Source organism: Nitrosomonas marina, assembly GCF_900111605.1.
Taxonomy (GTDB): domain Bacteria; phylum Pseudomonadota; class Gammaproteobacteria; order Burkholderiales; family Nitrosomonadaceae; genus Nitrosomonas; species Nitrosomonas marina_A.
Genome location: NZ_FOIA01000001.1, coordinates 64,175 through 89,662, shown reverse-complemented (window position 1 = coordinate 89,662; position 25,488 = coordinate 64,175). Strand labels below are relative to the sequence as shown.

Below are 25,488 nucleotides of genomic sequence, written 5' to 3'. Positions count from 1 at the left end.
GAATAACAGCTGAATAAAACGACGCCCGCTGCAGCCTTGATATAAAATGCCCAATTTCGCATTATTTATAAAGGATAATCATGCAGACTAGGGCCAAAGCATCAACACGCAAATTTCAGATGATTGCCGGTGCCGGGATTTTTGCTGCTTTTATCGCATTAGGCGCGTTATTGCAAGTCAGTTCACAGGGAGATTCATCCGACACATATCCAAAAGGCTTTCGTGGCAACACCTGCACAGTGGAAACGGAAACATTGACCATCGGTTATTCCAGCTATTATCTTTCCGATGAGTATGAAATTTCTGAGGACGAACCCAGAACGCCTTATATTCCAGTCCAGTGCGGCAAGATACCGCAGCCGGGCATGCTGAATATTTCAATAGATCTGCTGCACCCGGATTCTTCCCGTAATGTACCACTGGCCATGCGCCTGGCAAAACTCGTCTATGTTGCCGACGAAACTGTTGAAGAACGTGAAATTCTTTCCGTACCTGCTCGACCCCATCCGTCAGGCGTCATTACGCATGCATTCAGGCTTGACGAAATCGGACATTACGTTATTTATCTGGATGGAACCAGTCCGGAGAATATTCATTACCTGGTGCGGGTCCCTGTTATTGTAGGTCATGACTGGCGGGATAACTTGAGAAATTTTTTACCGCCTTTTCTAAGAAAATACATCTAAGACTGGTGAGCATGACCATTTCAATGGCCGTCTATACACTTTTTTGCCGGCAACTCCTTAACCCTGGTGCGATTAATGCCGTAACGAGTGTAATAGTCCCGGATTACAGCAGGAGATAACTTATGGATGTTACCAATATCGCTAACACGGCTACTTCGATGAATGAAGCTTTCATCCAGCAAGCATCAGGTACAGCCGTTCTGAAAAAAGCGCTCGATATCAGTGCCGACAATGCAATGGCGCTGATAGAAGCAATTCCAGAAAACACATCCGCGCAACACTTGCCTTCACATTTAGGACAAAATATCAATACTACGGCCTAAAACAAATCAAGCATTCTAAAAAAAAACATTCTAATGGCGCTGCTCTGCAGCGTTTTTTTTGTTTCATCCGGAATCCGCACACTCTTTTTATTTGTTCAGCAAATCCAGTCGGGTTACACTTTGCTGTGTTATTACGAACCAATTACTTTATAAACATGAACAGAACTGAGCAAAGGAGTTAAAGGATGGCGCTTCGCATAAACGATCAGGCACCCAATTTTCAGGTTGATACAACACAGGGCAGGATTGATTTTCACGAATGGATAGGAGACAGCTGGGCTGTTTTATTTTCGCACCCGAAGGATTTTACCCCTGTCTGTACTACAGAACTGGGTTATATGGCCAGTATTCAGTCTGAATTTGACAAGCGCAACACCAAAATCATCGGTCTGAGCATCGATCCACTGGATGATCACAAGCAATGGTTGAAAGATGTTGAAGAGGTTGGCAAGGCGCAGGTCCAGTATCCGGTCATAGCGGACACCGACCTGAAGGTAGCAAAGTTGTATAATATGTTTCCGGCTGATGAAGCCGGTTCGGCTGAAGGTCGCACAGCATTGACTAATGCGACAGTGCGTTCGGTATTTGTCATTGGGCCCGATAAAAACATCAAACTGATGATGACCTATCCCATGACAACAGGTCGGAATTTCAATGAAATTCTACGCGCAATTGATTCCATGCAACTGACCGCAAAACACAAGGTTGCAACACCGGTCAACTGGCAGCAAGGCGAAGACGTGATCATCGTACCCGCAGTCAGCAATGAAGAAGCCGGAAAGATCTATCCGGATGGATGGGAAACCGTCAAGCCATATCTTAGAAAAGTGAAGCAACCGAAATAAAGGCTGCACAACAAACTTGACACACCGAGCAGGATCAATTGCTTTGTACAAACATCCTGCCCGGTCAGCTACTTGAGGACAAGAAATTAAAACATCATTATTTTTTATTGTGAATCAAACGGTTAATATTTTGTTTAATCAATTTGGCAGTTTTCTCCAAAGCAGTTTTTTCCACCTGGTTCAATTTGGGTTGCAAATGCCGTATTACGCCAGTACGTCCAACAACCACAGGAATGCTGAAGCAGTTATCCTCAATACCCTGCCATTCCCTGAAGTAGATGCTTAAGGGCATCGTCCGGTGATCATCAAATACAATGGCCTTGAGCACTTCACAGGTTGCAGTTGCAATCGCAAAGTTGGTATACCCTTTCAGGTTGTACACATCAAAACCCGCTTTGGTCACCTCTTCAAAAATTCTCCGATGTTCAGGATTATCGTCTATACGCTCACTGCCTGCAAAAGCATTACTGAATACGGGAAACTGATTTGGTCCATGCTCACCCAGAATATACGTACGCAGATCATCGGGATGAATCTTTTCTTCATGTGAAAGCAACACTCTAAAGCGTGCTGAATCAACAAGCGTACCGATTCCCATGATCCTTGAAGACGGCAATCCGGCTATCTGAGTCGTCAGGTACGTCAATACATCGACGGGATTTGAAATAATCACAATAATGGCAGCAGGATTATTCTGTATCAGCGGTGGCATCATTTTTTTAAACAGTTTCACATTGCCAGCTCCCAACTCCATTCGGCTGGTCATTTTTCCCCTGCCTTTCGCCGAAGCGGTTATCACAAGAATGTCACTGTCTCTGACTTCCTCAATGGCGCTGCTTTCAATGGTCATCGGTCGTTCACAAAATGACAGGGTATGCAGCAAATCAAGCGCATCCCCCTGCGCTTTGGTAACATTGCGGCCAGCGAGCACCAGATGGTTGCATAAGCCCTTTAGCACCACGGCATAAGCTATTGTCGAACCGACATTGCCGACTCCGATAATCGAAATTTTCATATTGAGTTCACTTCAATGATAATAAATCGTCGAATAATAAAGAAAATAACTTCCGCCAACATCTGATTTCTCATATCAAGCCGTGTTCTGATTGCCAGTCATTATAGTAATGTCAGCATTCCGTGCAGTAAATTTTATGCCTTCATACGCCAAATGCACAACCTGCACTGACAGTTCCAGTGCTTGTCGCCGGATCAGTTTTCAATATAATGAATAATTCTGAATATAGCCAGGCCATGTCATTACGCCTCTTTTGATAACGAACCGCACACATACCCGATAATGAACACATACCAGGATTTCATAGACACGCTTGGATTCAAAGAATCATCCAGCATTCCCGGCGGCGCTCAAAATTATGATGCGGAAAATTCATTCGGCTTCATAGGCAAGTATCAATTCGGGGAAGCAGCCTTGTTCGATTTGGGATACTACGGTATTGACGGCAGCGACAGCAATCTGTTCAGAAACGACTGGACCGGCAACTGGTCTGGAAAAAACGGCATCAGAAGCAAACAGGATTACTTCGATAATGGTACGGTTCAGGAGTTAATCATCCGTGACTGGCAAGAAATTCTGTGGAACAGAATACAATTTCTGGAACTTGATAAGTACGAAGGTCAAATACTCAATGAGCAACTGATCAGCGCCTCGGGAATGCTGGCAGCTGCCCATCTGATTGGCGCCGGAAGCAGTTCGTCGGATACTGCTGGCCTGAAAGGGTATCTTCTGTCAGGCGCTGTTTTCAGCCCTGAAGATGCTAACGGAACATCTGCCAATGATTATATGGAACTATTTGCAAGTTTCGAAACGCCATTTATAGCCAATCACAGTGCCGCCGAACATATTGAAGGTGGCCCAGGGAAAGACCTGCTGACCGGTGCTGGCGGAAATGACACATTGATCGGAAACGCAGCTATCGACACAGCAGCCTATAACGGTCAATCTACGGATTATGAGATCATAAAAGTTGCGGAAGGACACTGGTCAGTGGACCATTTGAGAAACGGAACTGACGGAACAGATACGCTCATTGATATTGAGCGCATAACATTTTCGGATACTTCCCTGGCGCTCGACCTGAGCGGCAATGCCGGCAACACCGCAAAATTAATGGGCGCCATTTTCGGTCAGTCATCCATTACGAACAAACAGCTGGCTGCCGCCGGATTGCGCTTACTGGATAACGGCACAAGCTATGAAACACTCTCACAGTATGCAATCAATGCAGCCCTCGGAAACAGTGCAACTGATCACAATGCGGTTGTTCAACTGTTATATCAGAATGTTACAGGGACCACGCCTTCTTCGGCCGAAGCAACGTATTTTGTCGGATTGCTGGATTCTGGCGAGCATACCATCTCATCAATTGGCATATTGGCAGCAGAGACCACGCTTAACCAGGACAATATCGATCTTGTAGGGCTGTCCCAAACAGGTCTTGAATTTTGGGCGTAATACAGATTCAATTGACTTGATGCTTTATTTAATGTTAAAAAAGCTGCAAGTGTATGGATGTTATGGCTAGCAACAACGCTGTAACGCGGCGAAGCAGTACCACGCTTGGATAACCGGCTTATTCCAAAACGATCATGACCAAGGCCTCAATATGATAGATGAAATTGACCGCCGTCTTAAAGAATGGATTACCATGGTTATCGATGGCCAGCTTGCCATTACATTTGAACATCCTGGTACGGAGCGGAACCAGCCTACGGTTTCGGTTTATTTGTACGACATGGAATACTCGACGCCGAATTCGACAACAAGAGAAATTCCATTCCAAATATCATTGTCCTATTTGCTCACCGTGCAATCCGATGATCAGGTCGAATCCCATAAATATCTGGGTAAAATACTCTATGCAGCCAAATCACAGTCAGACATGGAAGTCGGATTTCCTGCATTACCCGCACAATTCTGGCAGGCAATAGGAATCGCTCCCCTGCCCCACTTTAGTCTGCAAATACCCTTGATGATCACGCGGGAAACTGAACACATCCCCACAATCAAGGCGCAGCCACATATTGGCATCAGCTCCGTTACTCAGATAACCGGTGTCGTCGTAGGGCCATCGGATCAGCCGATTCCGGGTGCAAAAATTATGCTGCCTCATTCCAAAACAGTTGCTTATACAAACAACAAGGGATTATTTTCCATTGCGGCAGATGCAAATTTGCAACGCGCATTCAACTGTAAAATTGATGCGAAAGGAAAACAGTTTTCTATTTCTGTTCCGATGCAACAGATACTGAAAACTCCGCATGCACCTTTTACAATTCATCTTGACTTAGAGGTTTAATATGCCAAATTATCTATCACCTGGAATCTATGTAGAAGAGGTATCTACCGGCACCAAACCGATTGGGATGGTTGGAACGAGCATTCCCGCCTTCCTTGGTGTGGCACCCCTTAAAAACAAATATGTTAACCAGGCAATTGCATGCAATAACTGGGGTGAATTCTGCAAACATTTTGTCAATGAAGAGAGCAAAAGTACTCACCTGGCACAGGCTGTTTTCAGTTTTTTTAACAATCATGGCAGCCGCTGCTACATCGTCAACGTGGGTGAAAACGGGTCCATTGCAGGCGATGTTAAAAAAAGGAGTGGATTATTTGCACTGGAAACCATAGACGAGGTAGCCATTGTAGCAGCGCCGGGTTATAGCGATGCAATTTCTTATGAAGCCCTGCTATCGCACTGCGAAAAATTACAGGATCGTATAGCGATTCTGGATGCGCCGGAATCTGTCTCAGACACCAATGCGTTGAAAGTTTTAAAAACAGTTTCCGGCAGCGATCCATCGGAAACCAAGCCGGCAACGGATGTAAAAATCGAAAGTGCTGCATCGCAGGGACTAAGACCACGAAACTCGGATGAAGGATATGGTGCATTTTATTTTCCCTGGTTCAGGGGGCTGGATGCGCTCCAGCCAAGTTCCGGATCAATCGTAAACATTCCACCTTCTGGCGCCATAGCTGGAATATATGCGCGTACCGATGCCACTCGCGGTGTTCATAAAGCACCCGCGAACGAACAGGTCAGAGGTGCCTTGGGGTTGACATACAACGTTTCCAGAGAAGAGCATGGCGAACTGAATCGAAAAGGCGTCAATGTGATACGCATGTTTCCTGACGGTATTCGTGTATGGGGTGCCAGAACCCTGGCTGCTGAAGCAAGCGAGTGGCGCTATATCCCCGTCAGAAGGACTTTTAATATGATTAAAGAATCCATTCAGGAAGGAACGCGGTGGACAGTTTTCGAGCCCAATGACATGATGACCTGGAAGTCGGTTGAACGCGACATACGCGCTTTTCTGATGCGTGTCTGGCGCGACGGAGCATTATTGGGCGCAACACCCGAGCAGGCCTTTTTCGTTAAATGCGATGCCGAAACAAACCCTCCGGAAGTCAGGGACGCAGGACAGCTCATTGCGGAAATTGGAATTGCTCCGGTTAAACCGGCAGAATTCATTGTCTTCCGTATTGGGCAATGGACAAGTGAAACCGAATCAGCAACCAGCGCAGGAGCTTAAACATGGCCGAACAAAATATCTACAGAGCTTATAACTTTGTCCTTGACCTTGGTGGCGGAAAAGTATGCTACTTTACAAAAATCAACGGTCTTAGCGTAGACATAGAAACCATTGATTTCCGCGAAGGAGGTGCGGGGCCCGCCGTACGCAAACTGGCAGGCAGAGTTGCATACAATAATATCGAACTAAAGTGGGGTTTGACGGAATCTACTGAAATGTGGGACTGGCTGATGACTGCTGTCAAAGGCGAGGTATCCCGCAGGAACATATCCATCATACTGAGGGATAACGATGGTAAAAAGGAAGTGACCCGCTGGAACCTTGACAACGCCTGGCCCTGCAAATGGAGAGGTTCACCACTGGATGCTCTGTCCAATGAAGTTGCGATTGAAACATTGCACCTCGCGCATGAGGGTTTAACGCGTGCTTAGACTTACCCGCAAACTGTTGCAGGGTATTGCCAGAACGCTGGCGCGGTATGCCCGTTCGATTGAAAAGCTTCTGGCCCAGGACGATTCATTAGCCAACCGTTATTCAATCGATTACTCAGATGAGAGGCCCCCAGCGCACTGGCTAGCCAAAGTCCGTCAGGGCGCCCCTCATTTACTGGATAAGCGCTACGACGATACTCAAACTGTTTCATATTCATCCGAAACACTAAGCGAATCCGGTCCGAGTGCACCGGTTGCAAGTAACGAAGGTGAAGAACCACCAGCCCACTGGGTGGAAAAAGTTCGGCGCGGCGCTCCTTATTTACTGGACGATCAGCCTGTTTATAAAAAACACGATCTTGAACAATCTGCGGCAGATGACCGGGAATCACCTCAATCGTCATGGGACCAGACTGCCAGGGATATCGATCCAGACTCATCAGGAAATAACGAAAAAAAACTCCATACTTCCGAAACCAGTTATAAATCGTCCCTGAAATTGTCGTATCAAAAGAAACCAGGTTTTTCATCGCAAATCATCCGGCCTGGCCCATATAACAGTTTCGGAATGGATGCTCACAAAAAAGTATTACAGCACGATAAACCACGTCTGCGAGATACACCCGGTCTGACACAAAGGAACTCCAGTAGAAAAGCGAAAAAACCATATATTGGTGCGGTATCTCTCATTTCATCAGAAAAAAAAGCAACAGCATCTGAAACTGAATTCGGGCAACCAGACCCAACAGGATCGCCAGCACAGAATTCAGAAATCAAATCAAAAAATTTATCCAGCAACCGGCGACTCAGGATACAGCGACCGAACGTTACAGTTCCAGACGCAACTACTCATAACAATAACTATCGGCCACAATCTCGCTCCCAGGATGATCGATTCACATTAAATAATCGGGTGCGTACTGAACGCGATTCTCGTGACAAAAACCTCGCTACGCATCAATTTCCAGGCAAGATTACAAAATCTGGTTCTATAAACAAAAATACACTCAGTCAACGCGAATTGAACGAAACTGCTGCATCGCATCCCGATAAAACGGCACACTTTTTCTTTTCGTACAAACCCGAAGAACGTATGAACCGTAACCGGGAGCGAACTGACCACCACTTACCGGAGACAACTGGAACGGTATCAGCAGATAATTTATTTGGCACAAATCAAAAACAGTACATTACCCAGGCAACCAGAACAATCGAACCATTTGAATCCGGGGTATCGCACTGGCCCAATCTTCCAGGAGAAAGACAAAAACAAATATCGGATGGCCAGTGGCCCGAATTGCCAGAGGAGAATCTGCCAACCGCGCAGACAATAATTCAGTCAACGATAAATTTCGCACAATTACAACATACGATTGCGCGTGATCGTCAAAGCAAAATCGAGCAAAGGGGTATATCTTGGAGCGGGTAACATTCCTGGTAGAGGACAGTAATGACAGATTGAGCTGTCTGCTCAATCCAGAAACCGTCGTAATGCGCCGAACAACTGGCGTACGACCACGGGAGTCATTGAGTGGACTGATCAGCGCCGACAGAAGCGGAGATAATCCACTTTTGTTTACCGGTGCCGGCACAACTACCATCGAACTGGATCTGGTTTTTGATGTAACGATTCCAGGTTCATCTATTGTCAGCCAGAATGTACGCGACCTCACTCAACCCATCTGGAACCTTGCAGAAAACCAGCAACGCAGTGACCGCATGCACCGTCCGGCTGTATGTCGTTTCATCTGGGGAAAATCCTGGAACATACCCGGAGTGATTTCAGCAATCGCAGAAAAACTGGAATCATTTTCACCCCAGGGCATACCACGTCGTTCCTGGCTAAGACTAAGGCTTATCAGAATGCAGGAACAACCCACTTCGTCACTACTTGAAAGCGAGATGTGGCCAGTTGAAGAACAACAGACAGCTGGTATTGCCATAGAGCAACTGAATTTAGCCGAAACAACTGAATTTCAGAATGAAGACTTGTTTTCCGAGATAGCAGATGCGCAACTCGAATTACCGGAGAATGCGAATGAAAGAATCGATTTATCTGCCTTTCATCAGACTGGCGACCCTTACCAATGGCGTGAACTAGCGCAACGGTACAGTCTAAGTGATCCGCTTGAATGGCTGAAATCATTGTCACCTGGGCAAAACGGCATCAATGAAAGACAGGATTCAGGCGAATAATCATGTTTTCAACCGTACCCCAGATCATCATTGAAATTGACGGTTCCACACTTGCCAGCGGAATCATTCAAACCATTTATGAAATCCGGGTCAGGCAGATCCTGTCTTCACCCAGTCAGTGCGAGATCGTTTTGCAGGAAGCACATGAAGACATATCGGCGGAAGCGTTATCGAAAATGGGCGCAACAATTCATATTAAAATCGGGCATCAGGAACAATCCCTGTTTTACGGTCAAATAACAGCTGTTGAACAGCACTACAATGCATCGATACGTCCTCAGATCCACATTCGTGCCTACGACCTCCTGCATCGGTTACGCAAGCATCAGCCGGTACGCACGCACGTCAAGGTGGATTTTTATCAGCTCGCTGAAGAATTAACACATGAGGCAGGAATTACTGTTGTTGAAAAAAAATCAACGCCGGTAACGCCAAGACTGGTGCAATACAGACAGTCCGATCTGGAGCTTCTGTCTGAACTGGGAGAAAGTTATGGATTATACTTTTTTTTAAATAAACACGACCTGCGTATAACCGGCCTAGATGGATATGAAACAGGCGAACGCCTGACGCTGGGGGAAAATCTGTTTGAGGCCCGTTTTTCAGTCAATGCCGACACAATCACAGAATCTGTCAACACGACCGGCTGGAACCTGCAACGTGCAGCTTCCCACGTAAAAAATGCGCAAACTGCCAGCACGGAAATGCCGGTACACAAATTTATTGATACAGCCCGATTCAGCGCAGATGGACAACGCACTATCGTCGATTATAACTGTGAGAATGATCATTTGGCTGAAACCGCCGCACAGAACGAACTGGACAGGCGGGTTGCGCAACAGGTCACGCTCTGGGGTATTGCACAAGGTAATGTAAATCTGACGCCCGGCGCGGCCGTACAAGTATCAGGCGTAAATGCGTCACTGGAAAGCCGCTATGTCCTGACAGAGATCTGCCATTCAATCACTCCTGACAAAGGATTTTTTTCGGAAATTCACACTGCCACACCGGTTCTTGCATCTGTTCAGAAAAAAGCATCGAAAAACGCCACTGTTGGCATTGTGTCTCAGGTAAACGATCCGGATAACCTGGGGCGTATCAAAGTTTCTTTACCCACCTATAACGATATCGAAACAGACTGGCTTGAAGTTTTAGTCCCCGGTGCAGGCGCCAGCAAAGGCCAGCTCATTTTGCCTGATGTGGGTGATAACGTTTTATTACTCTTCGTTAATGAAGAACCTGCCCAGCCGATTGTTCTGGGGGGTCTTTATGGCGAAGAACAGATCCCTGACACGGTTGTGGACCAGGGTGCCGTCAAACGGTTTGTCACACAAACCGCAGGCAAACAGCGTTTTCTACTGGATGACACCGAAAACACAATTCGAATTGAGACGCAAAACGGACACTATATCAGTTTGACACCCGCGGAAATCGGAATCACACGTAACAACGGCAGTTCAATCACATTAACAGATGACCGGATGACGATACACTCGGAAACAAATTTAGTGATTGAAGCCCCGGGTAACAAGATAACCATTCGCGGTAAAAGAATTGACTTTGAGGAGGCTTCATAATGCGCTGGTTGACTGAAAATGCAGTATTGGTCTGCGCACACGAATTAGGCATTATATCGAACATTGCAACGCAGAATTTTGTCAGAATCAAAGGCAGGCGCGTATTAGTTGCCCGGGATCCCGAGAACAAAACAATTACCGGCTGCCCCAATACCGGCCCCTCGATAAAACCCTGCACGACGACGCTGAAAGTAACCCGTGGCTACTCTTCATTGCTACGGATCAACGGACACCGAGTTTGCTTGTCGAACGTAACCGGTTTAACAGACGGCACACCACCCGGAACCGTCACTTACAAAGTTCGCAGCGCCGGACAAATGCTTGTTTCGGAGATCTGATGGCTAACAGACTGAATACCGCCTGGCGATTCAACCACCCCGATATCGGAATTCAGGGCACGGGTCTTTATATCGAACCAAACGGAAAAATTTCCATGGCCAGTGGCCGTGCTGCCATTCGCCAATCCATCCTGTTGTTGATGTCCACCATACCGGGCGAAAGAGTGATGCGGCCCAAGTACGGGTGCAATCTGCACCAGCTGGCTTTTATGCCAAACGATGCAACCACACATGGCCTGGCTATTCATTATGTCAGAACGGCGCTCGAACAATGGGAGCCACGTATTGATATCATTCACATAGACGCGAATACCAATGAAGACGAACCCAGTTTGATGGATATTACCCTCGAATATCGCATACGGAAACTGAATCAGCCGGAACAGTTGACCATTGCCTACCACCTTATGGGAGCCAAAATCTGATGCCAATGCAATCACCTAATTTAGATGATCGAACATTCAAGGATCTGGTTGAAGCTGCCAAACTCAGAATCAGACAGCACTGCCCTGAATGGAATGATCTTTCACCCGGTGATCCTGGCATTGTTTTGCTTGAAGCATTTGCTTTTCTCACCGAGACAATGCTTTTCCGCCTGAACAGGATTCCGGAAAAAGCCTATATCGAATTCCTGAAACTGATCGGCGTCAGACTAACGCCACCTTCCGCAGCGCAGGTCACACTCATTTTTTCCCTCGGCAAACCACAACCGCAGGCTGTAGAAATTCCCCTCAAAACACGCGTTATGACAGCAAACAGTCCTTCCGGCACAGATGCGCCGGTATTTACCCTGACGGAAGCGGTTACAATACCGGCCGGCGAGACAACTGCCCAGGCCCGGGCTTATCATTGCAACCAGGTTGATGCCGAGCTCCTGGGTGCTGGTACTGGCCTGCCCGGACTCACGCTGGCCGTCAAACACGCACCAATCATCTCCCCGACATCCGACAAACTGGACTTGATTGTTGGTGTTGAAACTACACCTGATACGTTCGAAGGACATGCCGCTGCTGTCAGACATTTGGATAAAACCTATCGAGTTTGGGCAGAAGTCGAGAACTTCTCGGATTGCAGCAACAATCCCTTCGTCTACATCGCTGATCGGCAAGCCGGTACGATTACTTTCGCACCGGCCGTGCATCGTAAGGATGGTTCCGGGTTAATGAAACCAGCACCTGAGGCACTGGCCGCAATCCCACCCGCCGGGCAAGAAATCCGCGTCTGGTATCGATACGGCGGCGGATCAAAAGGTAATGTTTCCGAGAACCTACTTACGGTGTTAAAAGATCCCATAACCGGTGTGTCGGTCACAAATCCGGAGCCAGCGACAGGCGGACGCGACCAGGAATCGCTACAAAATGCTTTGACCAGAGGGCCTCAGGAACTACATTCTCTAAGCCGTGCAGTCACTGCCAGAGATTTCGAACTTATCGCCACTCAATGCTCCGGCGCAGTAAACCGGGCAAGAGCTTTCACCCAGGCACAGCTTTGGGCGCATGCCACCCCAGGAACGGTTGAAATCACGCTAGTTCCCGAAATTAATGCTGGTGCTGGTCAATTACATTCGATTACTGCCGACAGCCTGCAGTCCCATCACATTGAAGCGGTACGAAAGCAAATCCAGGCTGTATTGGATAGCAGAAAACCACTCGGAACACACTGCATCGTCAATTGGATGAATTACAAAAAAGTCAGTATCAAGGCAAAAATAACAATTCACCGAGAAGAACAGGCCGCCCAGGTCAGGCAAAGAGTTTTGCACGAACTTTATAGCAGTATTTGCCCGGTTAAACTACCGACCGGCACCAAGGCACCCTGGCCTTTTGGCCAGAGCCTGAAAGCATGGGATGTCTACAAGATTATTGGATCTGAACCAGCAGTACTTTCAGTTGATACGATGCAAATGATTATTGACGATGTGCCTGATACAAGAATTGTCGATATCTGCGCTGATGCTTTTCAGCCGCATGCATGGTACAGTGGGTGCGACGAGCGTGTATTCAGATCTATAAACGATGGTTACGGCTGGGAATTGATCGCGCGTTTTGAGGGTGAGACGGTTGAACGAATTCAGTCTTTTCCGATCGAATCATGTCACAGTATCCGTCACGCCGGCCTGCTTGCTGTTACGACAAGAGTATCCTCGCACATTTCATCTGTAAAAATTTCCAGAGATTGCGGACAGACCTGGATAGCCGCGCAACAATTTCAATTTAACATCGACGATATCGCATGGGTGGATCGGGATGGATTTCCATATCTTATACTGGCAAGCGAAAAAGGGCTTTATGAATTAAGTCTGCAACAAAAGGCTGTCCCTGTGCAGATTCTTGTTGATGCAAAACTTCCGGAACATGGTTTTCGCGCCGTCACAGTTTCATCAGCACTTGGAGGACGTACTTTTGTCGCAGCGGCCGGTTATGAAAACAAAGGTGTTTATTTATCATCTGAAGGCGGGAAATCGGGTAGTTTCCAAAATATTGGCCTCGCAGGAGAACTGATCGAAGTGCTTTCAGTGCAACACAAAGGTCCTCATCGGTATCTTTGGGCTGGCATCGCCGCACCGGGCTCTGATCAGGGGAAGGGCTGTTTTCGTTGGGCTTTTTCAGAATCTGCTGTCAACCCCGAAGGCTGGAAGGCATATTCAAGAAACTGGTCGGCCGGCGGGTGCAGATCGCTGGCCTTCCAGGGAGCATTTGTATTGGCTGCCTCGTACCGATTGGGCGTGCTGAGACTGAATTCCGATTTGCACAATCCCGAGTGGGAAACATTAAGCGCTTCCGAATGCGGTCTGCCATTAAGAGATGTTGGCAAACTGGAAACAATTGACACAGTGGCCGGCGCGGTCAGTTCCAATGTTATTATGGCCGGCAGCTTACTGGGCGCATACCGCAGCCTGGACAGCGGCCTGCATTATGCCAAATGCTCCCAGCATGAATTCAGTGACGAAGTGCGAATACCACCGAATTGGCTGTTTTATTCAGGCACGCACGAAATCGAGATCAGCAGCTAAAATGAAGCATCAGGAATTCAAGCAGTTGTTGCCGGAGATATTTCAAAGAACCGATCAGCCCGGTTCGCCACTTTATGGGCTGTTACAAGCGGTGGAAGGTTTGTCAGAACCGGCTGAATTGATTCTTCAGCAATTGCCTGTTTATTTTGATCCCTACGCTACCCCGGATAATTTTTTGCCATTTCTGGCAAGCTGGGTAGATTTAGACCGTTTTTTTACTTCAACACCTGGTTCAGCCGGCACCGACAATGAATTGCTGCAGCAGCTCGATAGCGGGCGCTTGCGCGAACTGATTGTGGCGGCGACCCGATTATCGAAATTACGAGGAACGGCTGCCGGTCTGCAATTATTTCTTGAAACCGCCACAGGCATACAGGGCTTTACTATTGACGAAAATGTTTTGCAGGAAAATAATGATGTGATACCGTTTCACATAAAAATATCTGCTCCCAAAGCCGCGCAAAAATATCAAGTAATGATCGAAAGAATCATCGAACAAGAGAAACCGGTATACGTGACACATTATTTGGAGTTTAGCCCTCATTAAAAGGAGAAGCATACATGGTCAAAATAGTCGAAATTACCCAGTCTTCGGATACAGTGACCTGCGATAAAAACGGTCAGGCGAGCATTCAGTTTAACGTAAATAATGTCAGCGCTGCTCAGTTAAGGGTCGGTGCCAAAATAATTACCGAGGAACCTGCAAAAGAATCGTGGTTCAGTATCGTGGACAAACCCGAGAAAAAGCTCGAAATCGACGCCACCGACCATTTTTCAGTTCAAATCAATGCGGACGATGCAGCGGAAGGCAGCTATAAACTGCGCCTGCTGGTGTATAACATCGAGAATTCTGATGAGGACTATACAGAAAGCGAAACCATCGCGGTCAATGTTCCGGCGCGGGAAGAAGTGCACGATGAACCAGAACCCAAATCCAAAATGTGGCTTATCTGGCTGCTGGTAGGTATTTTAGTGATCGCTTCGCTGGCAGCCGGTTATTATATCTTCAGCGGGCCGGACGACGAAACATCAGCCGAGCAAAAAGACAGCCTATCAGTGATCATGCCGAATGTGTCGGGAAAACCTTTCGAAGAGGCAAAATCCCTGCTGGAAGACCTGGAATTTACCGAAATAGAAACGGAAATACGGTTTGATGCTTCCAGTGCAGCCGGAACAGTGCTGGAACAGACACCTGAGGCAACCGAGAAAGTTGATGCGCACAACACCACTGTAACACTGATACTGGCAGATTCTGTCACCGTCATGCCTGATATCAGAGACATGACATTGCAAGGAGCAAAAGAGCGCCTGACAAGCAAAGGCTTCAACCAGCGGAATATCATCACCGAACCAAAGTTTGACGCCTCGAAACCTGCCGGAACCATTCTGGGACAATCACCAGCGCCTGATGCAGAAGTCAGCGCAAGAGAAACCCGTGTCACGCTCACGATCGCCGATACCGGGATAGATGTGCCGAATGTCAGAAATATGCAGCTTCAGGATGCGTTAATACGGCTGCAATCGGCAAAACTTGCATTGGGTGATATCAGCACACAATTCAAATCTGATCTGGCGGAAGGAACAATAATTGACCAAACGCCCCGTAGCGGAAAAGTACCTGAAAAAACCGAAATCGAGCTTGTTGTTTCGACAAAAAAACAGGTAATGACTGCACATCCGGCGTTCCTGAAAGCAGTCATCAGCTCCGGTATCAAGCACAATGCGCGTATTGCGCGTCAGCTTGCGCCGGAGGAGGAACTGGATGAAGATTCAGATTCAGAACAGTAACACTACCGATTCGCCATGAGTACAACAAAGATCGTCATCATCTGCTTATTCCTGCTGATGGCGATCTTTGTTGTCGGGTTGAGTCTAAATCTAGTCGAAAAACCGAACCATGGCGTATCCGGCGAAAGCAAGGAGCGGCAGCAGGAAGTCGCGTCAGATTACAAAAAAAACAGCTGGGTTAATGTTATTGACAAACTACTTGCGCCGTTCGCCGCTTCGCTCCAGCCTGATGATGTAGACATCAATTGTACGCATTCCAAGAAGGGATTTCAGCTGAACGAACAAACGCCCGAATGCGAGATCACAGTACCCGGTTTTGACGGATCATTTAAGAAGCTGTCCCTCAGGCCTGATAAACGCAATGTTAGATTGAGAATTACTTTTTTGCCGACGGATGGTGATAAACAGGAACCATTTTCATGGCCTTCAGATGAATCCGGTGACGACACGATTAATTTTGTCATCCTGGGGAATGCAGATATGCAAGGCAAAACTGTTGCAACGATTTTTGTCGAATGCAAAAATTGCACCGATCAGCGGAAAGTCAACATTGAATTTGAGTAATTTTTAATTGAGCGCGAGTATTGCTGTTGGGCCATTTGATATTATTGCTTCAGGGCCCTGTCGATCCGTAATGCTTTGATAACAGCTGGAATCGATCCAATAAGAAAAAACAGCGCCCAAATAGCAGCCAGAATGGCAATGATCAGCGCCCCGATGTCATCGGTAATATAGGCTAAAAACGGTGGCGCTATTCCATGCAGAAATCCAAGTAAAATCGTCGCCACCAAAGAAGTGGCAATCAAAAATACCAATCCCCTGTTTTGCAGAAAACGCTGATGTGCCAGTACCAGAAAAATCACAAAGGCAACTTTAAAAATCATGATGAATGCCAGCGTAGCTGCCGCTGCACCCACTTTGAAATCTGCAAATTCGGCGAAATAAATCGCCGTACCGAATGGTACCGCCAGTAGCAGCGAAACCATAAGCATTAACAATCCAAATGCAGTGAATATCGCAACAATGGCACCTAACAATGTCAGCAGAGCGACAATAAAAGTAATGATTCCCTGGATACGGCCGTGAATTCTGTCCGGTACGATTAACGCTGTACCCATCAGTAAAATGGTAAACAGCAACAGCCAGTCCAGCCAGGCCAGGTACAGAATTCCCAGTCCTGGTGTTGCCAGACTGTCTTTATCTGTATTTAAAAAAAACTGGGTACCCAGTTCAACCGCAAAAACAATAACCAGGCAAACAACTGACGCACAAAAAAAAGGAATTCTCAGTTTATCAAACAACGGTATACTCCTTTATTCAATCACGAAAGAACGAATTGCTACGATCATTTGTTCGCACGTTCCCGTGCAAATTTATTATGCACAACTTCAATATCAAAACGGTCGCTGGAAACGCAACGTGTACACTAATTGCAATGGCAATAGCATAACATGTAAATTATTCGAACTGTCACAGTTGATGCCGCTTCGTTACAATTACGGGCCAGCACTCTTTTTAGTAAATTAAAAATGTTTTTTGGCAAACTGCTGATATCTCCCGGCCGTTCCTTATGTATTATTGCTACGATATTGATCTGTAGTTGCGCTGCGCCCATGCTTCGCATTTCAGACATGCCCGTACCCACACTCTATCAACTCGGCATGGACGCGTACCAGCTCGGTAATCTCGAACTCGCACAGCGTTACTGGGATCAAGGACTTAGTAAAGCAAGCCAGAATGCATCAATGTCTTCATGGTCCGGAGCTTTTCTGGCAGGTCTTGCCAATGTCCATGAAAACCTGGGAAATCATGGGTTCGCCATTGATCTGGCCAGACAGGCACTAGAAATTGCCGAGGCATCATCCGATCAAAGGCTCAAAGCAGAAACTCATGTCACTCTGGCTCGGGCATACCTGCAAACGGGAAATTACCCTGCAGCAAAACACCATTCTGAACTGGCCCGGACTATTGCGAAGCGGATTGGAAATTTGAAACTCGAAAGCGACAGCACCCGAAATCTGGGCGCAATATACAAAAACCAGGGTGAATTTAACCGCGCCGAAAACTATTATCAAACAGCGATGACACTGGCCAGCCAGGCTGAAGACCTCCTGCTGCAGGCAAAGGCTCTTAACAATCTGGGAGAACTGTCGCAACGTCGCGGACAATATACCGAGGCGCTCAAATTTTACGAACAATCTTTACAGCTCAGGCAAAAAACAGAAGATTTGGCAGGCCAGGGAAATGTTCTGGGCAACCTGTGCCGTATTTACAGGGATTTGAACGAGTATGAACAGGCTTTATTGTTTTGCAAACGCGCTTTAATAATTTCCCGGAAAACACACACAAAAGCGTATGAAGCAAATCACCTGAACAATATTGCTGAAATCTACTGGCGTCTGGGAGAATTCAAAAGAGCAAAAAAATATTTTATTCAGTCAATTGAAATAAAGCAGACACTTGGTGATCGTGATGGCGAAGCGCGCGCCTGGAACAATCTAGCTGTTATCTTGAAATCTGAAGGCAAATACGAAAAAGCACTGGACAGCTTTTTTAAATCACTAAATATCAAACAACAAATCAAGGACATATCAGGACAAAGCGCCACTTATTACAACATTGGCCTGACTTATACTGATCTTGACCGTTACAACGATGCATTAGAATATTTGAAGCACGCCCTGCTGATTCAGGCTGAACTGAACGAGGCCGGTTTACTCTGGCGTATCTACGGTAAATTGAGCGATATTCACAAGCATCTGAATCATCCGGATCTGGCTGTCTTCTTTGGCAAGCTTGCAGTCAACCATATCCAGTCCCTGCGTGCAGAGAACCTGGCACTCAACAAACATCTGCAAAAAAGTTTTCTGGAGGATAAGCGAGTCATTTATGAAAATTTGGCAAATTTATTGATTGATCAGGGCCGTTTTCCAGAGGCACAGCAAGTCCTGGCAATGCTCAAGGAGGAGGAATATTTTGATTTCATTCAACGCCAGGAAACACTCGAAGGAAACTCGACCAAAGCCACCTACACCAGAACAGAAAGTGATTATGCCACTCGCTATCATCAACTTACGTCCGGTTTAATCGAACAGCGCAATACCTACACACAACTGAGCAAGAAAAAAGAATCCGGGCAGATATTGACACAAACGGAAACACAGCGTTTCAATGAACTGAATGCAGCACTTGAGGAAGCCCGGACAGTCTATCTGGAATTCTTGAACGAACTTGAGCAGGCATTCGCAGAGGAACGCCATTTGAAGGAATTTTATGCCAGGGACCTTGATGAGATCAACCAGACTCAGTATTTGCTGAGTAAATTTGAAAATACCGTTCTGGTTTATTATCTGTATACCGATGAAAAACTAAGAATTCTGCTGGTTGATTCCAACTTGTCATTTTCACCGACACTATACGAGCAACCAATTAACCGCCCTGAACTGAATCATTTGATTCATGCATTCAGAGAAGCACTTTCAAGGCGAAACGACCCTTTAATATTTGCTGAAAAATTATTTAAGCTACTAATTGAGCCGATACAGGCTGATTTGGATCTGCTCCAGCCCGAAACACTACTGATTTACCCTGCCCGTTCCCTGCGTTACCTGCCATTTTCCGCTTTGTTCGACGGCGAGCGATATCTGATCGAGCAATACGCAATAACAATGTACAACGCTGCGGCACAGAGTTATCTGCTACTGGAAAAACCGAGAGATCACTGGTCGATCGCCGGTTTTGGCATCTCGGAATCACTGGATCCTGTTTTCAATGATTTACCTGCCGTCGAGGATGAAATAAATGCGATCGTCAAGGAAAAAATTGCAGACGAAATTGGCATATTGCCCGGCAGCGCCTACCTGAATCAGGAATTTACTCCGGACCAGCTGATACAGGTATTAAAACAAAGAGATGCTTACCAGGTAATCCATCTTGCAACACATTTCAAATTCACGCCGGGTTCTCCAATAAGCTCATTTTTACTGGCTGGCAAAGGCGCCCATATCAGTCTGCAGGATTTACTGCAGGGTGACTATCAGATGGCCGGTAAAGACCTTGTTACGCTGTCGGCATGCGAAACCGCGTTAGGAGAACTGGACGATCCAAAACGGGATGGTAAAGAACTGGAAGGACTTGGCACACTGATACAAAGAAAAGGTGCGCATGCGGTGCTTGCCACACTCTGGCCCGTGGCAGACCAGAGCACGGCAGTATTCATGGCGCAGTTTTACACCCTCAGGGAGCAAAAAAACATTTCAAAAGCCGAGGCCATTCGACAAACACAACGGCTGTTTATCCAGGGCAATGTGATTATGGATGAAACAAACCGCAAGGCGCGCCTCAGAGGCATATCGCTTCCTGCCGATGAGATCGCGGAACCACAGTTTGAGCACCCTTATTTCTGGGCGCCATTTATTCTCATGGGCAATTGGCAATAGTGTTTCATTGATCAACTGGCATCTGCCTGTTTCACGTTTTTCATACAGTTATATTGTTTAATGTAAGCATTTACCCCACTCCTGTTGAAACTGCAGACGGCATTGCAGCGTGGATGGAAACCAGCCTTATACTCAGTGAAGAACCGGAAAACCAACCGCTACCGACATGGCCGCGCGAACAAGCCGAAGGCAAAATACCTGTTCAGTCTGGTCGGCTTATCCACAGATGCGCGGTTTCCTGCGCTCCTCTTTTCCCTGACCATCAATTAGATGAGAACACCTGCTATTGCCGGGAGAGTATGTCAATCTTTCGAATGTATGGTATAAACCCAGCATCATTATTCCTTAGGATTACTGAAAGAGAATATGGAAATAACTGCGCCTTTTGTCATTGCCTATTTGGCAACTGGCATTGCTCTCATCGGATATGATTTCGCTGCACCGACAACGCATAAAAAAGATTATGTATTGAAAGGAAAAATAGGAAACGCATTGGCTACATGGTTTCTGTGGCCGGTAACTGCCTTTATGGATAGTTATTACGCCACGAAGAAAGGAAAAGCCGGCATTAATCTAGCGCTGGGCATCATACTCCTGTTCATCATAATATTTTTTATGGCCAGTCTTTTTTTTCATTTCGTTGGCGGCCCTTCTGTCTTCGCATTTCTTGTATGCTTTGTGATAGCAGTGGTGCTTTCACCGTTTCTGGCGGCACTGGCACTGCCTGCTCACGACAGGCTTTAGCTTGAATCAATAGAAATGTTTCTAAATATCGCACATGATGTCATCCATACAACTGTCCGGAATTGATTCAATCATTTTTTAATTTACGGCAATTGCGAAGCTGTTCATACCCAGCAGAGCCCTTACCTCAAGATAGGTAACAGTAATAATGCAGTAACACAATCACCCAGAAAACTGTTGACAAAGCACGCCATTTGTCTCTATAACAGTAGTCAACTGCTTGCCTTCAGAAAAGTTGCCCGTGATAATCGAATCGCGTAATAAAGGTCGGAAAACGAGGCCTGGAACCGAATGAATAGCAGCAACATACACAGCAAAATGCCTGTTACAACGTCTGTGAAGATATGGCTGGCTTGGCTTGATCTTCTGAACCTGTTTTAATTATGTAAAATAGATTCAGAAGACAACTACAGGAGGACAAATGAATGAAAAAGATAAGCTGCATATTCATTTCATGGCCTGTCGGGAAGGAAGACAAGCCGAGTCTGAGTTCATCCGTTTTTCCTCTGCTTGACTGCAATACCCTATTACTTCTGCTATTCATATTAATGCTTGGCGGTTGTTCGACCGTACCGGTTGCAGACCGAAATGTTTCAAGTGCGGGCGGATTCTGGGAGCAGGACGAAAACACCGACCCTCGTTTCAATCACATGGCGAAGAGAGGCGATGAGGAAATCGGGATTTTATATGCTGCGGGTAACCATGTTCTTGTAAATGGCGAGCCGGTAAAAGATACGGCAGACATTGAAAATAATTCTTTCGTAAGTACAGGTCCCCAAAGCAGCGCGCGCATCGAATTCAAGGATGATGACAATATCTGCTCGATACAAATCCGTGAGTTCTCGGTAGGCAATGGGTACGGCGACACCGCAAATTGTGAATACAATATCATTACGGCACATGCTTCTGCCAGCACGCGGGATACCATATACCATATCAACGTGTCCGCTCAACGCACTGAGATTACAGTATTGCGCGGACTGCTCAAATCGTCATTGCTCATCGATCCGGCCCAAAGCGCTATCGTCAATAGCGGCGAGGAAATTATCCTGACAGCCGACTCAATTATCGGACCGCGGCCGGTTTCTTATGAAGAGATTGAAAGGCGAATTCGCTGGAGAGACAACTACACATTTTACAAAAGCGAAGTCAGCTGGGTTAAAGTGCTTGTAGGCGCCGGTGTTGCCGCGGGTATTGTTGCTGCCATTTTGCGTGGCAGGTCTGGAGGCAGCAGCGGCGGCACATCACAAGGTTATGATAGAAGCGACAATTATCCGGATTAAACAAATCTATCTGCAATGCAGATTGACATCATCGAAAATTTCGGCCGATTCGTGTAACCGGATGCTGTCATGCCCGGTTTCATCTATCGGTTAAGGCCAGCGAAAGGAAATTTATGAACACTGTAAACAATTCCACCCTTCATAATGCTTCTGTACTCCGACAGATTGTATTAAACGCCGCATTCTATACAGTCATGCTTTGTCTGTTGTCGGGCATACACGCCCCGCACGGCCATGCGGCACCTGACGCTAAAGCTTTATCCAAAGCGTGCACTGCGAAGAATGTGGTGTCATCAGAAGACGGTATCCGTCGTCTCGCGCTGATTGTTGGCGTCGGGCAGTATAAAAGCACGAAAATACCCGATCTTCCCGGTCCGCCACAAGATGCAAAACGAATCTATCAATTGCTGACCGGCCCGAACGGTTATGATTTTCCGAAAGAAAATGTCTGCGTATTAATAGATGATGCAGCCACAACAGCGAATTTTAAACATTTTTTCTCCAGTTTTCTGATCGACCGGGCGCAGCCGAACGATGAGGTGGTTTTTTACTATGCGGGACACGGCTCACAAACACGGGATCATGATGGAGACGAGCCTGATGGCATGGATGAAACATTCGTTTTTCATGATGCCAGAGACAGCGGAATCAAGGATTTTACCGACGACGAATTCGACGAATTACTGACCCGCCTACATCAAAAGACCAGCCACATTACTATATTTCTGGATTCCTGTAATTCGGGCACCGCTTTGCGCGGTGATACGGAATTTTTATCCCGTTATATACCGCCACCGGAATCCGAAATCGAAAATAAAACCGAAACAGAAACCGTCATCGAGCGTGGCTCGGCCTCAGAGTCACTTGCAAACAACCAGAAAACCGGCTGGATTACAAAATCACTGCCCGGCATTGTCGTTTTTACTGCCGCAGGTGACGGCACGGTGGCACTGGAAAAAAATTCACGCGGCATCTTTACCGATGCAATTCTGACCACATTCGGACAGGTAAACGCCACCCAATTGACTTATGCGCAGGCGGCCCGACAGATTCGACCGCTGGTAAAAGCGGAAAGCTACCAGATACCCTATTTCCAGGGAAATTTGCAGCGCACGGTTTTTGCCGGCGTAAACAGAAAATCACCACTGGCCTGGGAAGTGATTGAAACCGCGCCACAGCTCAAACTGGGCGGGTTCCCTCTGCCCGGCGTCGACACAGGCGCTGAATTCAGAGTGTACGATGGATTCTTAAATGGCGCTGACTTGCATGACCCAACCAAGGCCAAGGCCGTGGTCATTGTGGAAGAAAGCACGGGTTTGAATGCCACAGCCCGGATTATTTCCAGGTCGGTTGATACAGCGCCAATCCGCCCGGGCGATCTGGCAGTCTTATCAAGACCCGGCAGCGCCCAGCGTATGCTTAAAGTCACACTTCGCTCGCACACCGAGCAAGGCGGTATAACGGTTGAAAAGGCGAAGTTGATCAATGCGAGCCTTGACCAGAATCAGGATGCTAAAAACATGGTCCAGCTAGTCAAGGATAATGGTGTTTTTGAAATCAGTTATGACAATGATCAATACATTATCAGTGGCCCGGAGAACCGGGTCAGGAACCGTTTTAACACAGTAGACAGCGTCATTGAAAATTTGCGGTTGCATGCCCTGCAACGTGTACTGAGTTCGTTGCGTGGTGAAGGCGGCAGTCTGTTTGCAGATCAGGACACACTTCAGGTTCAACTGGTACCGGCTGACAAACAGGATCGGTGTGCGCAGGATTTAAGTTGGCGGCAGGCACCCCCCAATGCCATTGCAGCCCAGGAAATTCCGCTCTGCTACAGATGGAATGTCAAAGTAAGACTCAGCGAGAAATCACCCGTTCGTTTACTGGTGGGCGGCCTGATTTTATCAACGGACGGCAGTATTTTTGGTTTACCAGCCGATGGAACAGCGATACCTCTGGGTCCGGGTGAAGAAGCAGTTTTTGCGGCCAGGGGCGAGACATTTATCGCTTCAGAGCCATTGAATATTGAAGACCAGATTGTTGTTTTCGGAACGCAGGAGACCAATCCGGTACCATGGTCCCGGCTGACACAGTCCGCAGTGGAACGCGCCGGCGATAGCAAAAGCGGTTTGTATAGAATACTGGACCAATACCTGAAAGGTACGCGCGGTGTCTCACAGCCGGTTGAAACCGACGATACAGATACCGCTTGGACCAGAAGCAGTATCACGATGCGCGTGATCAACCCTGATCACTGAATCTTCGCATATCGACAAATCCGGACAAAACAAAAATGGAAATTTCACAATGTTGACTACAACTTTTATCAGACCGGTTCTTTATGTAAAAGCATACTGCGTTCTTTGGTTGTTTTTTTCTTTAGCCGCTTATGCTGATGAAAAAGACAGCATGATTAAGCGATTCCCTGCGGATATTCGTACTCAGACCGACAGGGCCCAGGTAATTCAGCCACGCAAACTGAAAATTCAGGAACTGCCAGACAATCGGGAACCGTTACGCAGCAGGGAACCGCTACGTATCCAGAAAAGAACACCAGCAGCAGAACCCACGTCCACCGGAGAACCCGAACGACTCCTGATTCAAAAGCCATTAGATCAAAGCGAGCGGTTACAGATACAAAGAGAATTAAATGATTTAAAAATACAAACCAATCGCGTGCGCGATAATGCGCTGCAGCTCGAACGCCAGATTAGAGACAAACAACGCATTCTGGAAAACACTGCACAACCGCAAATCCGGCAGGAATTGCAACTGGAAATAGGCCGAATGCATGAGCAGTTAAATCATATGAAAGGCCAGATAGAAAATATGGAAAACCAGCAGACAATTATGCGAAAAATGACGACCGGCCAGCAAGGTTTTGCCGATGACGCGGATCATTTGAGCGATTCGGGATACGGACCAGGACAACCAAATGTTGGCGACCGCCGGCAGAGCCATCCCTGCTTTATCGCCACTGCCGCATATGGCAGCCCAATGGCAAGAGAAGTACAGACTCTCAGACAATTCAGAGATAACCATCTGGCTAACTCGGCATGGGGCAGAAGCATCATCGCTTTTTATGAGACCTATTCGCCCCCGATTGCTGATTTTATCTCCAGGTACGAAACGGCCAGATCTGTAACACGGACACTGCTCTGGCCGCTCGTATTTGCCGTCAAGCATCCTGTAGTTCTGGCTGTGAGTCTGGCAGTTTTGCTGGCAGCATTCTTACTGCGAAGAAACAGACGAATATCATACAATACCAATTGAT

General features: G+C 47.0%; 23 protein-coding genes. 21 read left to right on the top strand and 2 right to left on the bottom strand.

Annotation, left to right across the window (positions count from 1 at the left end):
* The first annotated feature begins 80 nt into the window (after positions 1 to 80).
* The 3 genes from BMY62_RS00380 to BMY62_RS00370 all read left to right on the top strand — a co-directional run bounded on the left by BMY62_RS00380 (position 81) and on the right by BMY62_RS00370 (position 1,854).
* The gene (locus tag BMY62_RS00380) at positions 81 to 686 is read left to right on the top strand and encodes a hypothetical protein (protein WP_090654970.1); all 606 of its coding nucleotides are present in this window, start codon (positions 81 to 83) and stop codon (positions 684 to 686) included.
* Positions 687 to 808: 122 nt separating this feature from the next.
* Entirely contained in the window at positions 809 to 1,009 is a 201-nt protein-coding gene (locus tag BMY62_RS00375; RefSeq protein ID WP_090633204.1) for a YjfB family protein, read from the top strand.
* Between the two features lie 185 nt (positions 1,010 to 1,194).
* Positions 1,195 to 1,854 carry a peroxiredoxin gene (locus BMY62_RS00370; RefSeq protein WP_090654968.1) on the top strand — a complete coding sequence of 220 codons (660 nt, stop codon included), beginning with the start codon at positions 1,195 to 1,197 and terminating at the stop codon, positions 1,852 to 1,854.
* A 97-nt stretch (positions 1,855 to 1,951) separates the two neighbouring features.
* On the opposite strand, the gene BMY62_RS00365 is transcribed toward BMY62_RS00370, so the two are convergent.
* Positions 1,952 to 2,869 (bottom strand): malate dehydrogenase, encoded by a 918-nt coding sequence (locus tag BMY62_RS00365; protein ID WP_090654965.1) that lies wholly within the window; start codon positions 2,867 to 2,869, stop codon positions 1,952 to 1,954.
* A 282-nt stretch (positions 2,870 to 3,151) separates the two neighbouring features.
* Here BMY62_RS00365 and BMY62_RS00360 point away from each other — a divergent pair, with 282 nt between their 5' ends.
* The 13 genes from BMY62_RS00360 (at position 3,152) to BMY62_RS00300 (ending at position 16,312) form a co-directional block, all read left to right on the top strand.
* Positions 3,152 to 4,327: a hypothetical protein gene (locus BMY62_RS00360; protein WP_090654963.1), complete on the top strand. Its 1,176-nt coding sequence runs from the start codon at positions 3,152 to 3,154 to the stop codon at positions 4,325 to 4,327.
* Positions 4,328 to 4,478: 151 nt separating this feature from the next.
* Positions 4,479 to 5,171 (top strand): Pvc16 family protein, encoded by a 693-nt coding sequence (locus tag BMY62_RS00355; protein ID WP_090654960.1) that lies wholly within the window; start codon positions 4,479 to 4,481, stop codon positions 5,169 to 5,171.
* Between the two features lies 1 nt (position 5,172).
* Positions 5,173 to 6,405: a phage tail sheath family protein gene (locus tag BMY62_RS00350; RefSeq protein WP_090654958.1), complete on the top strand. Its 1,233-nt coding sequence runs from the start codon at positions 5,173 to 5,175 to the stop codon at positions 6,403 to 6,405.
* A gap of 2 nt (positions 6,406 to 6,407) precedes the next feature.
* A complete protein-coding gene (locus BMY62_RS00345; protein ID WP_090654955.1) occupies positions 6,408 to 6,836 on the top strand; it encodes a phage tail protein in 429 nt (142 codons plus the stop codon).
* Positions 6,829 to 8,265, top strand: coding sequence for a hypothetical protein (locus tag BMY62_RS00340; RefSeq protein WP_090654952.1), 1,437 nt, complete (start codon positions 6,829 to 6,831; stop codon positions 8,263 to 8,265). Before BMY62_RS00345 ends, BMY62_RS00340 begins: the two co-directional genes overlap by 8 nt.
* On the top strand, positions 8,253 to 9,032 hold the full coding sequence (locus BMY62_RS00335; protein WP_090654950.1) for a CIS tube protein: 780 nt from the start codon (positions 8,253 to 8,255) through the stop codon (positions 9,030 to 9,032). Before BMY62_RS00340 ends, BMY62_RS00335 begins: the two co-directional genes overlap by 13 nt.
* Positions 9,033 to 9,034: 2 nt before the next feature.
* Complete coding sequence (locus tag BMY62_RS00330; protein ID WP_090654947.1) at positions 9,035 to 10,609, top strand: phage baseplate assembly protein V; 1,575 nt, start codon at positions 9,035 to 9,037, stop codon at positions 10,607 to 10,609.
* The gene (locus BMY62_RS00325; RefSeq protein ID WP_090654944.1) at positions 10,609 to 10,947 is read left to right on the top strand and encodes a hypothetical protein; all 339 of its coding nucleotides are present in this window, start codon (positions 10,609 to 10,611) and stop codon (positions 10,945 to 10,947) included. Before BMY62_RS00330 ends, BMY62_RS00325 begins: the two co-directional genes overlap by 1 nt.
* Entirely contained in the window at positions 10,947 to 11,372 is a 426-nt protein-coding gene (locus BMY62_RS00320; RefSeq protein ID WP_090654942.1) for a GPW/gp25 family protein, read from the top strand. Before BMY62_RS00325 ends, BMY62_RS00320 begins: the two co-directional genes overlap by 1 nt.
* Positions 11,372 to 13,960, top strand: coding sequence for a baseplate J/gp47 family protein (locus BMY62_RS00315; protein ID WP_090654939.1), 2,589 nt, complete (start codon positions 11,372 to 11,374; stop codon positions 13,958 to 13,960). The genes BMY62_RS00320 and BMY62_RS00315 overlap by 1 nt, the downstream gene beginning before the upstream one ends.
* A gap of 1 nt (position 13,961) precedes the next feature.
* Complete coding sequence (locus tag BMY62_RS00310) at positions 13,962 to 14,507, top strand: phage tail protein (RefSeq protein ID WP_177170244.1); 546 nt, start codon at positions 13,962 to 13,964, stop codon at positions 14,505 to 14,507.
* Between the two features lie 14 nt (positions 14,508 to 14,521).
* Complete coding sequence (locus BMY62_RS00305) at positions 14,522 to 15,748, top strand: PASTA domain-containing protein (RefSeq protein WP_090654934.1); 1,227 nt, start codon at positions 14,522 to 14,524, stop codon at positions 15,746 to 15,748.
* 15 nt (positions 15,749 to 15,763) lie between these two features.
* Positions 15,764 to 16,312 (top strand): hypothetical protein, encoded by a 549-nt coding sequence (locus BMY62_RS00300; protein ID WP_090654931.1) that lies wholly within the window; start codon positions 15,764 to 15,766, stop codon positions 16,310 to 16,312.
* A gap of 41 nt (positions 16,313 to 16,353) precedes the next feature.
* On the opposite strand, the gene BMY62_RS00295 is transcribed toward BMY62_RS00300, so the two are convergent.
* Positions 16,354 to 17,049: a hypothetical protein gene (locus tag BMY62_RS00295; protein WP_090654928.1), complete on the bottom strand. Its 696-nt coding sequence runs from the start codon at positions 17,047 to 17,049 to the stop codon at positions 16,354 to 16,356.
* 312 nt (positions 17,050 to 17,361) lie between these two features.
* Between BMY62_RS00295 and BMY62_RS00290 the strand changes: the two genes are divergently transcribed.
* The 5 genes from BMY62_RS00290 (at position 17,362) to BMY62_RS00270 (ending at position 25,487) form a co-directional block, all read left to right on the top strand.
* The gene (locus BMY62_RS00290) at positions 17,362 to 20,187 is read left to right on the top strand and encodes a CHAT domain-containing tetratricopeptide repeat protein (RefSeq protein ID WP_177170243.1); all 2,826 of its coding nucleotides are present in this window, start codon (positions 17,362 to 17,364) and stop codon (positions 20,185 to 20,187) included.
* 366 nt (positions 20,188 to 20,553) lie between these two features.
* Complete coding sequence (locus tag BMY62_RS00285) at positions 20,554 to 20,931, top strand: hypothetical protein (protein ID WP_090654922.1); 378 nt, start codon at positions 20,554 to 20,556, stop codon at positions 20,929 to 20,931.
* A gap of 425 nt (positions 20,932 to 21,356) precedes the next feature.
* Positions 21,357 to 22,214 carry a hypothetical protein gene (locus tag BMY62_RS00280; RefSeq protein ID WP_090654919.1) on the top strand — a complete coding sequence of 286 codons (858 nt, stop codon included), beginning with the start codon at positions 21,357 to 21,359 and terminating at the stop codon, positions 22,212 to 22,214.
* A 113-nt stretch (positions 22,215 to 22,327) separates the two neighbouring features.
* Positions 22,328 to 24,472, top strand: a complete 2,145-nt coding sequence (locus BMY62_RS00275; protein ID WP_090654916.1) for a caspase family protein — start codon at positions 22,328 to 22,330, stop codon at positions 24,470 to 24,472.
* A 49-nt stretch (positions 24,473 to 24,521) separates the two neighbouring features.
* Positions 24,522 to 25,487 carry a CFI-box-CTERM domain-containing protein gene (locus tag BMY62_RS00270; RefSeq protein ID WP_090654913.1) on the top strand — a complete coding sequence of 322 codons (966 nt, stop codon included), beginning with the start codon at positions 24,522 to 24,524 and terminating at the stop codon, positions 25,485 to 25,487.
* Position 25,488: the final 1 nt, after the last annotated feature.

Coding starts and splice junctions, on each gene's coding strand:
- BMY62_RS00380 (WP_090654970.1), top strand. CDS start 81: ATGCAGACTAGGGCCAAAGCATCAACACGCAAATTTCAGATGATTGCC.
- BMY62_RS00375 (WP_090633204.1), top strand. CDS start 809: ATGGATGTTACCAATATCGCTAACACGGCTACTTCGATGAATGAAGCT.
- BMY62_RS00370 (WP_090654968.1), top strand. CDS start 1,195: ATGGCGCTTCGCATAAACGATCAGGCACCCAATTTTCAGGTTGATACA.
- BMY62_RS00365 (WP_090654965.1), bottom strand. CDS start 2,869: ATGAAAATTTCGATTATCGGAGTCGGCAATGTCGGTTCGACAATAGCT.
- BMY62_RS00360 (WP_090654963.1), top strand. CDS start 3,152: ATGAACACATACCAGGATTTCATAGACACGCTTGGATTCAAAGAATCA.
- BMY62_RS00355 (WP_090654960.1), top strand. CDS start 4,479: ATGATAGATGAAATTGACCGCCGTCTTAAAGAATGGATTACCATGGTT.
- BMY62_RS00350 (WP_090654958.1), top strand. CDS start 5,173: ATGCCAAATTATCTATCACCTGGAATCTATGTAGAAGAGGTATCTACC.
- BMY62_RS00345 (WP_090654955.1), top strand. CDS start 6,408: ATGGCCGAACAAAATATCTACAGAGCTTATAACTTTGTCCTTGACCTT.
- BMY62_RS00330 (WP_090654947.1), top strand. CDS start 9,035: ATGTTTTCAACCGTACCCCAGATCATCATTGAAATTGACGGTTCCACA.
- BMY62_RS00325 (WP_090654944.1), top strand. CDS start 10,609: ATGCGCTGGTTGACTGAAAATGCAGTATTGGTCTGCGCACACGAATTA.
- BMY62_RS00320 (WP_090654942.1), top strand. CDS start 10,947: ATGGCTAACAGACTGAATACCGCCTGGCGATTCAACCACCCCGATATC.
- BMY62_RS00315 (WP_090654939.1), top strand. CDS start 11,372: ATGCCAATGCAATCACCTAATTTAGATGATCGAACATTCAAGGATCTG.
- BMY62_RS00310 (WP_177170244.1), top strand. CDS start 13,962: ATGAAGCATCAGGAATTCAAGCAGTTGTTGCCGGAGATATTTCAAAGA.
- BMY62_RS00305 (WP_090654934.1), top strand. CDS start 14,522: ATGGTCAAAATAGTCGAAATTACCCAGTCTTCGGATACAGTGACCTGC.
- BMY62_RS00300 (WP_090654931.1), top strand. CDS start 15,764: ATGAGTACAACAAAGATCGTCATCATCTGCTTATTCCTGCTGATGGCG.
- BMY62_RS00290 (WP_177170243.1), top strand. CDS start 17,362: ATGCTTCGCATTTCAGACATGCCCGTACCCACACTCTATCAACTCGGC.
- BMY62_RS00285 (WP_090654922.1), top strand. CDS start 20,554: ATGGAAATAACTGCGCCTTTTGTCATTGCCTATTTGGCAACTGGCATT.
- BMY62_RS00280 (WP_090654919.1), top strand. CDS start 21,357: ATGAAAAAGATAAGCTGCATATTCATTTCATGGCCTGTCGGGAAGGAA.
- BMY62_RS00275 (WP_090654916.1), top strand. CDS start 22,328: ATGAACACTGTAAACAATTCCACCCTTCATAATGCTTCTGTACTCCGA.
- BMY62_RS00270 (WP_090654913.1), top strand. CDS start 24,522: ATGTTGACTACAACTTTTATCAGACCGGTTCTTTATGTAAAAGCATAC.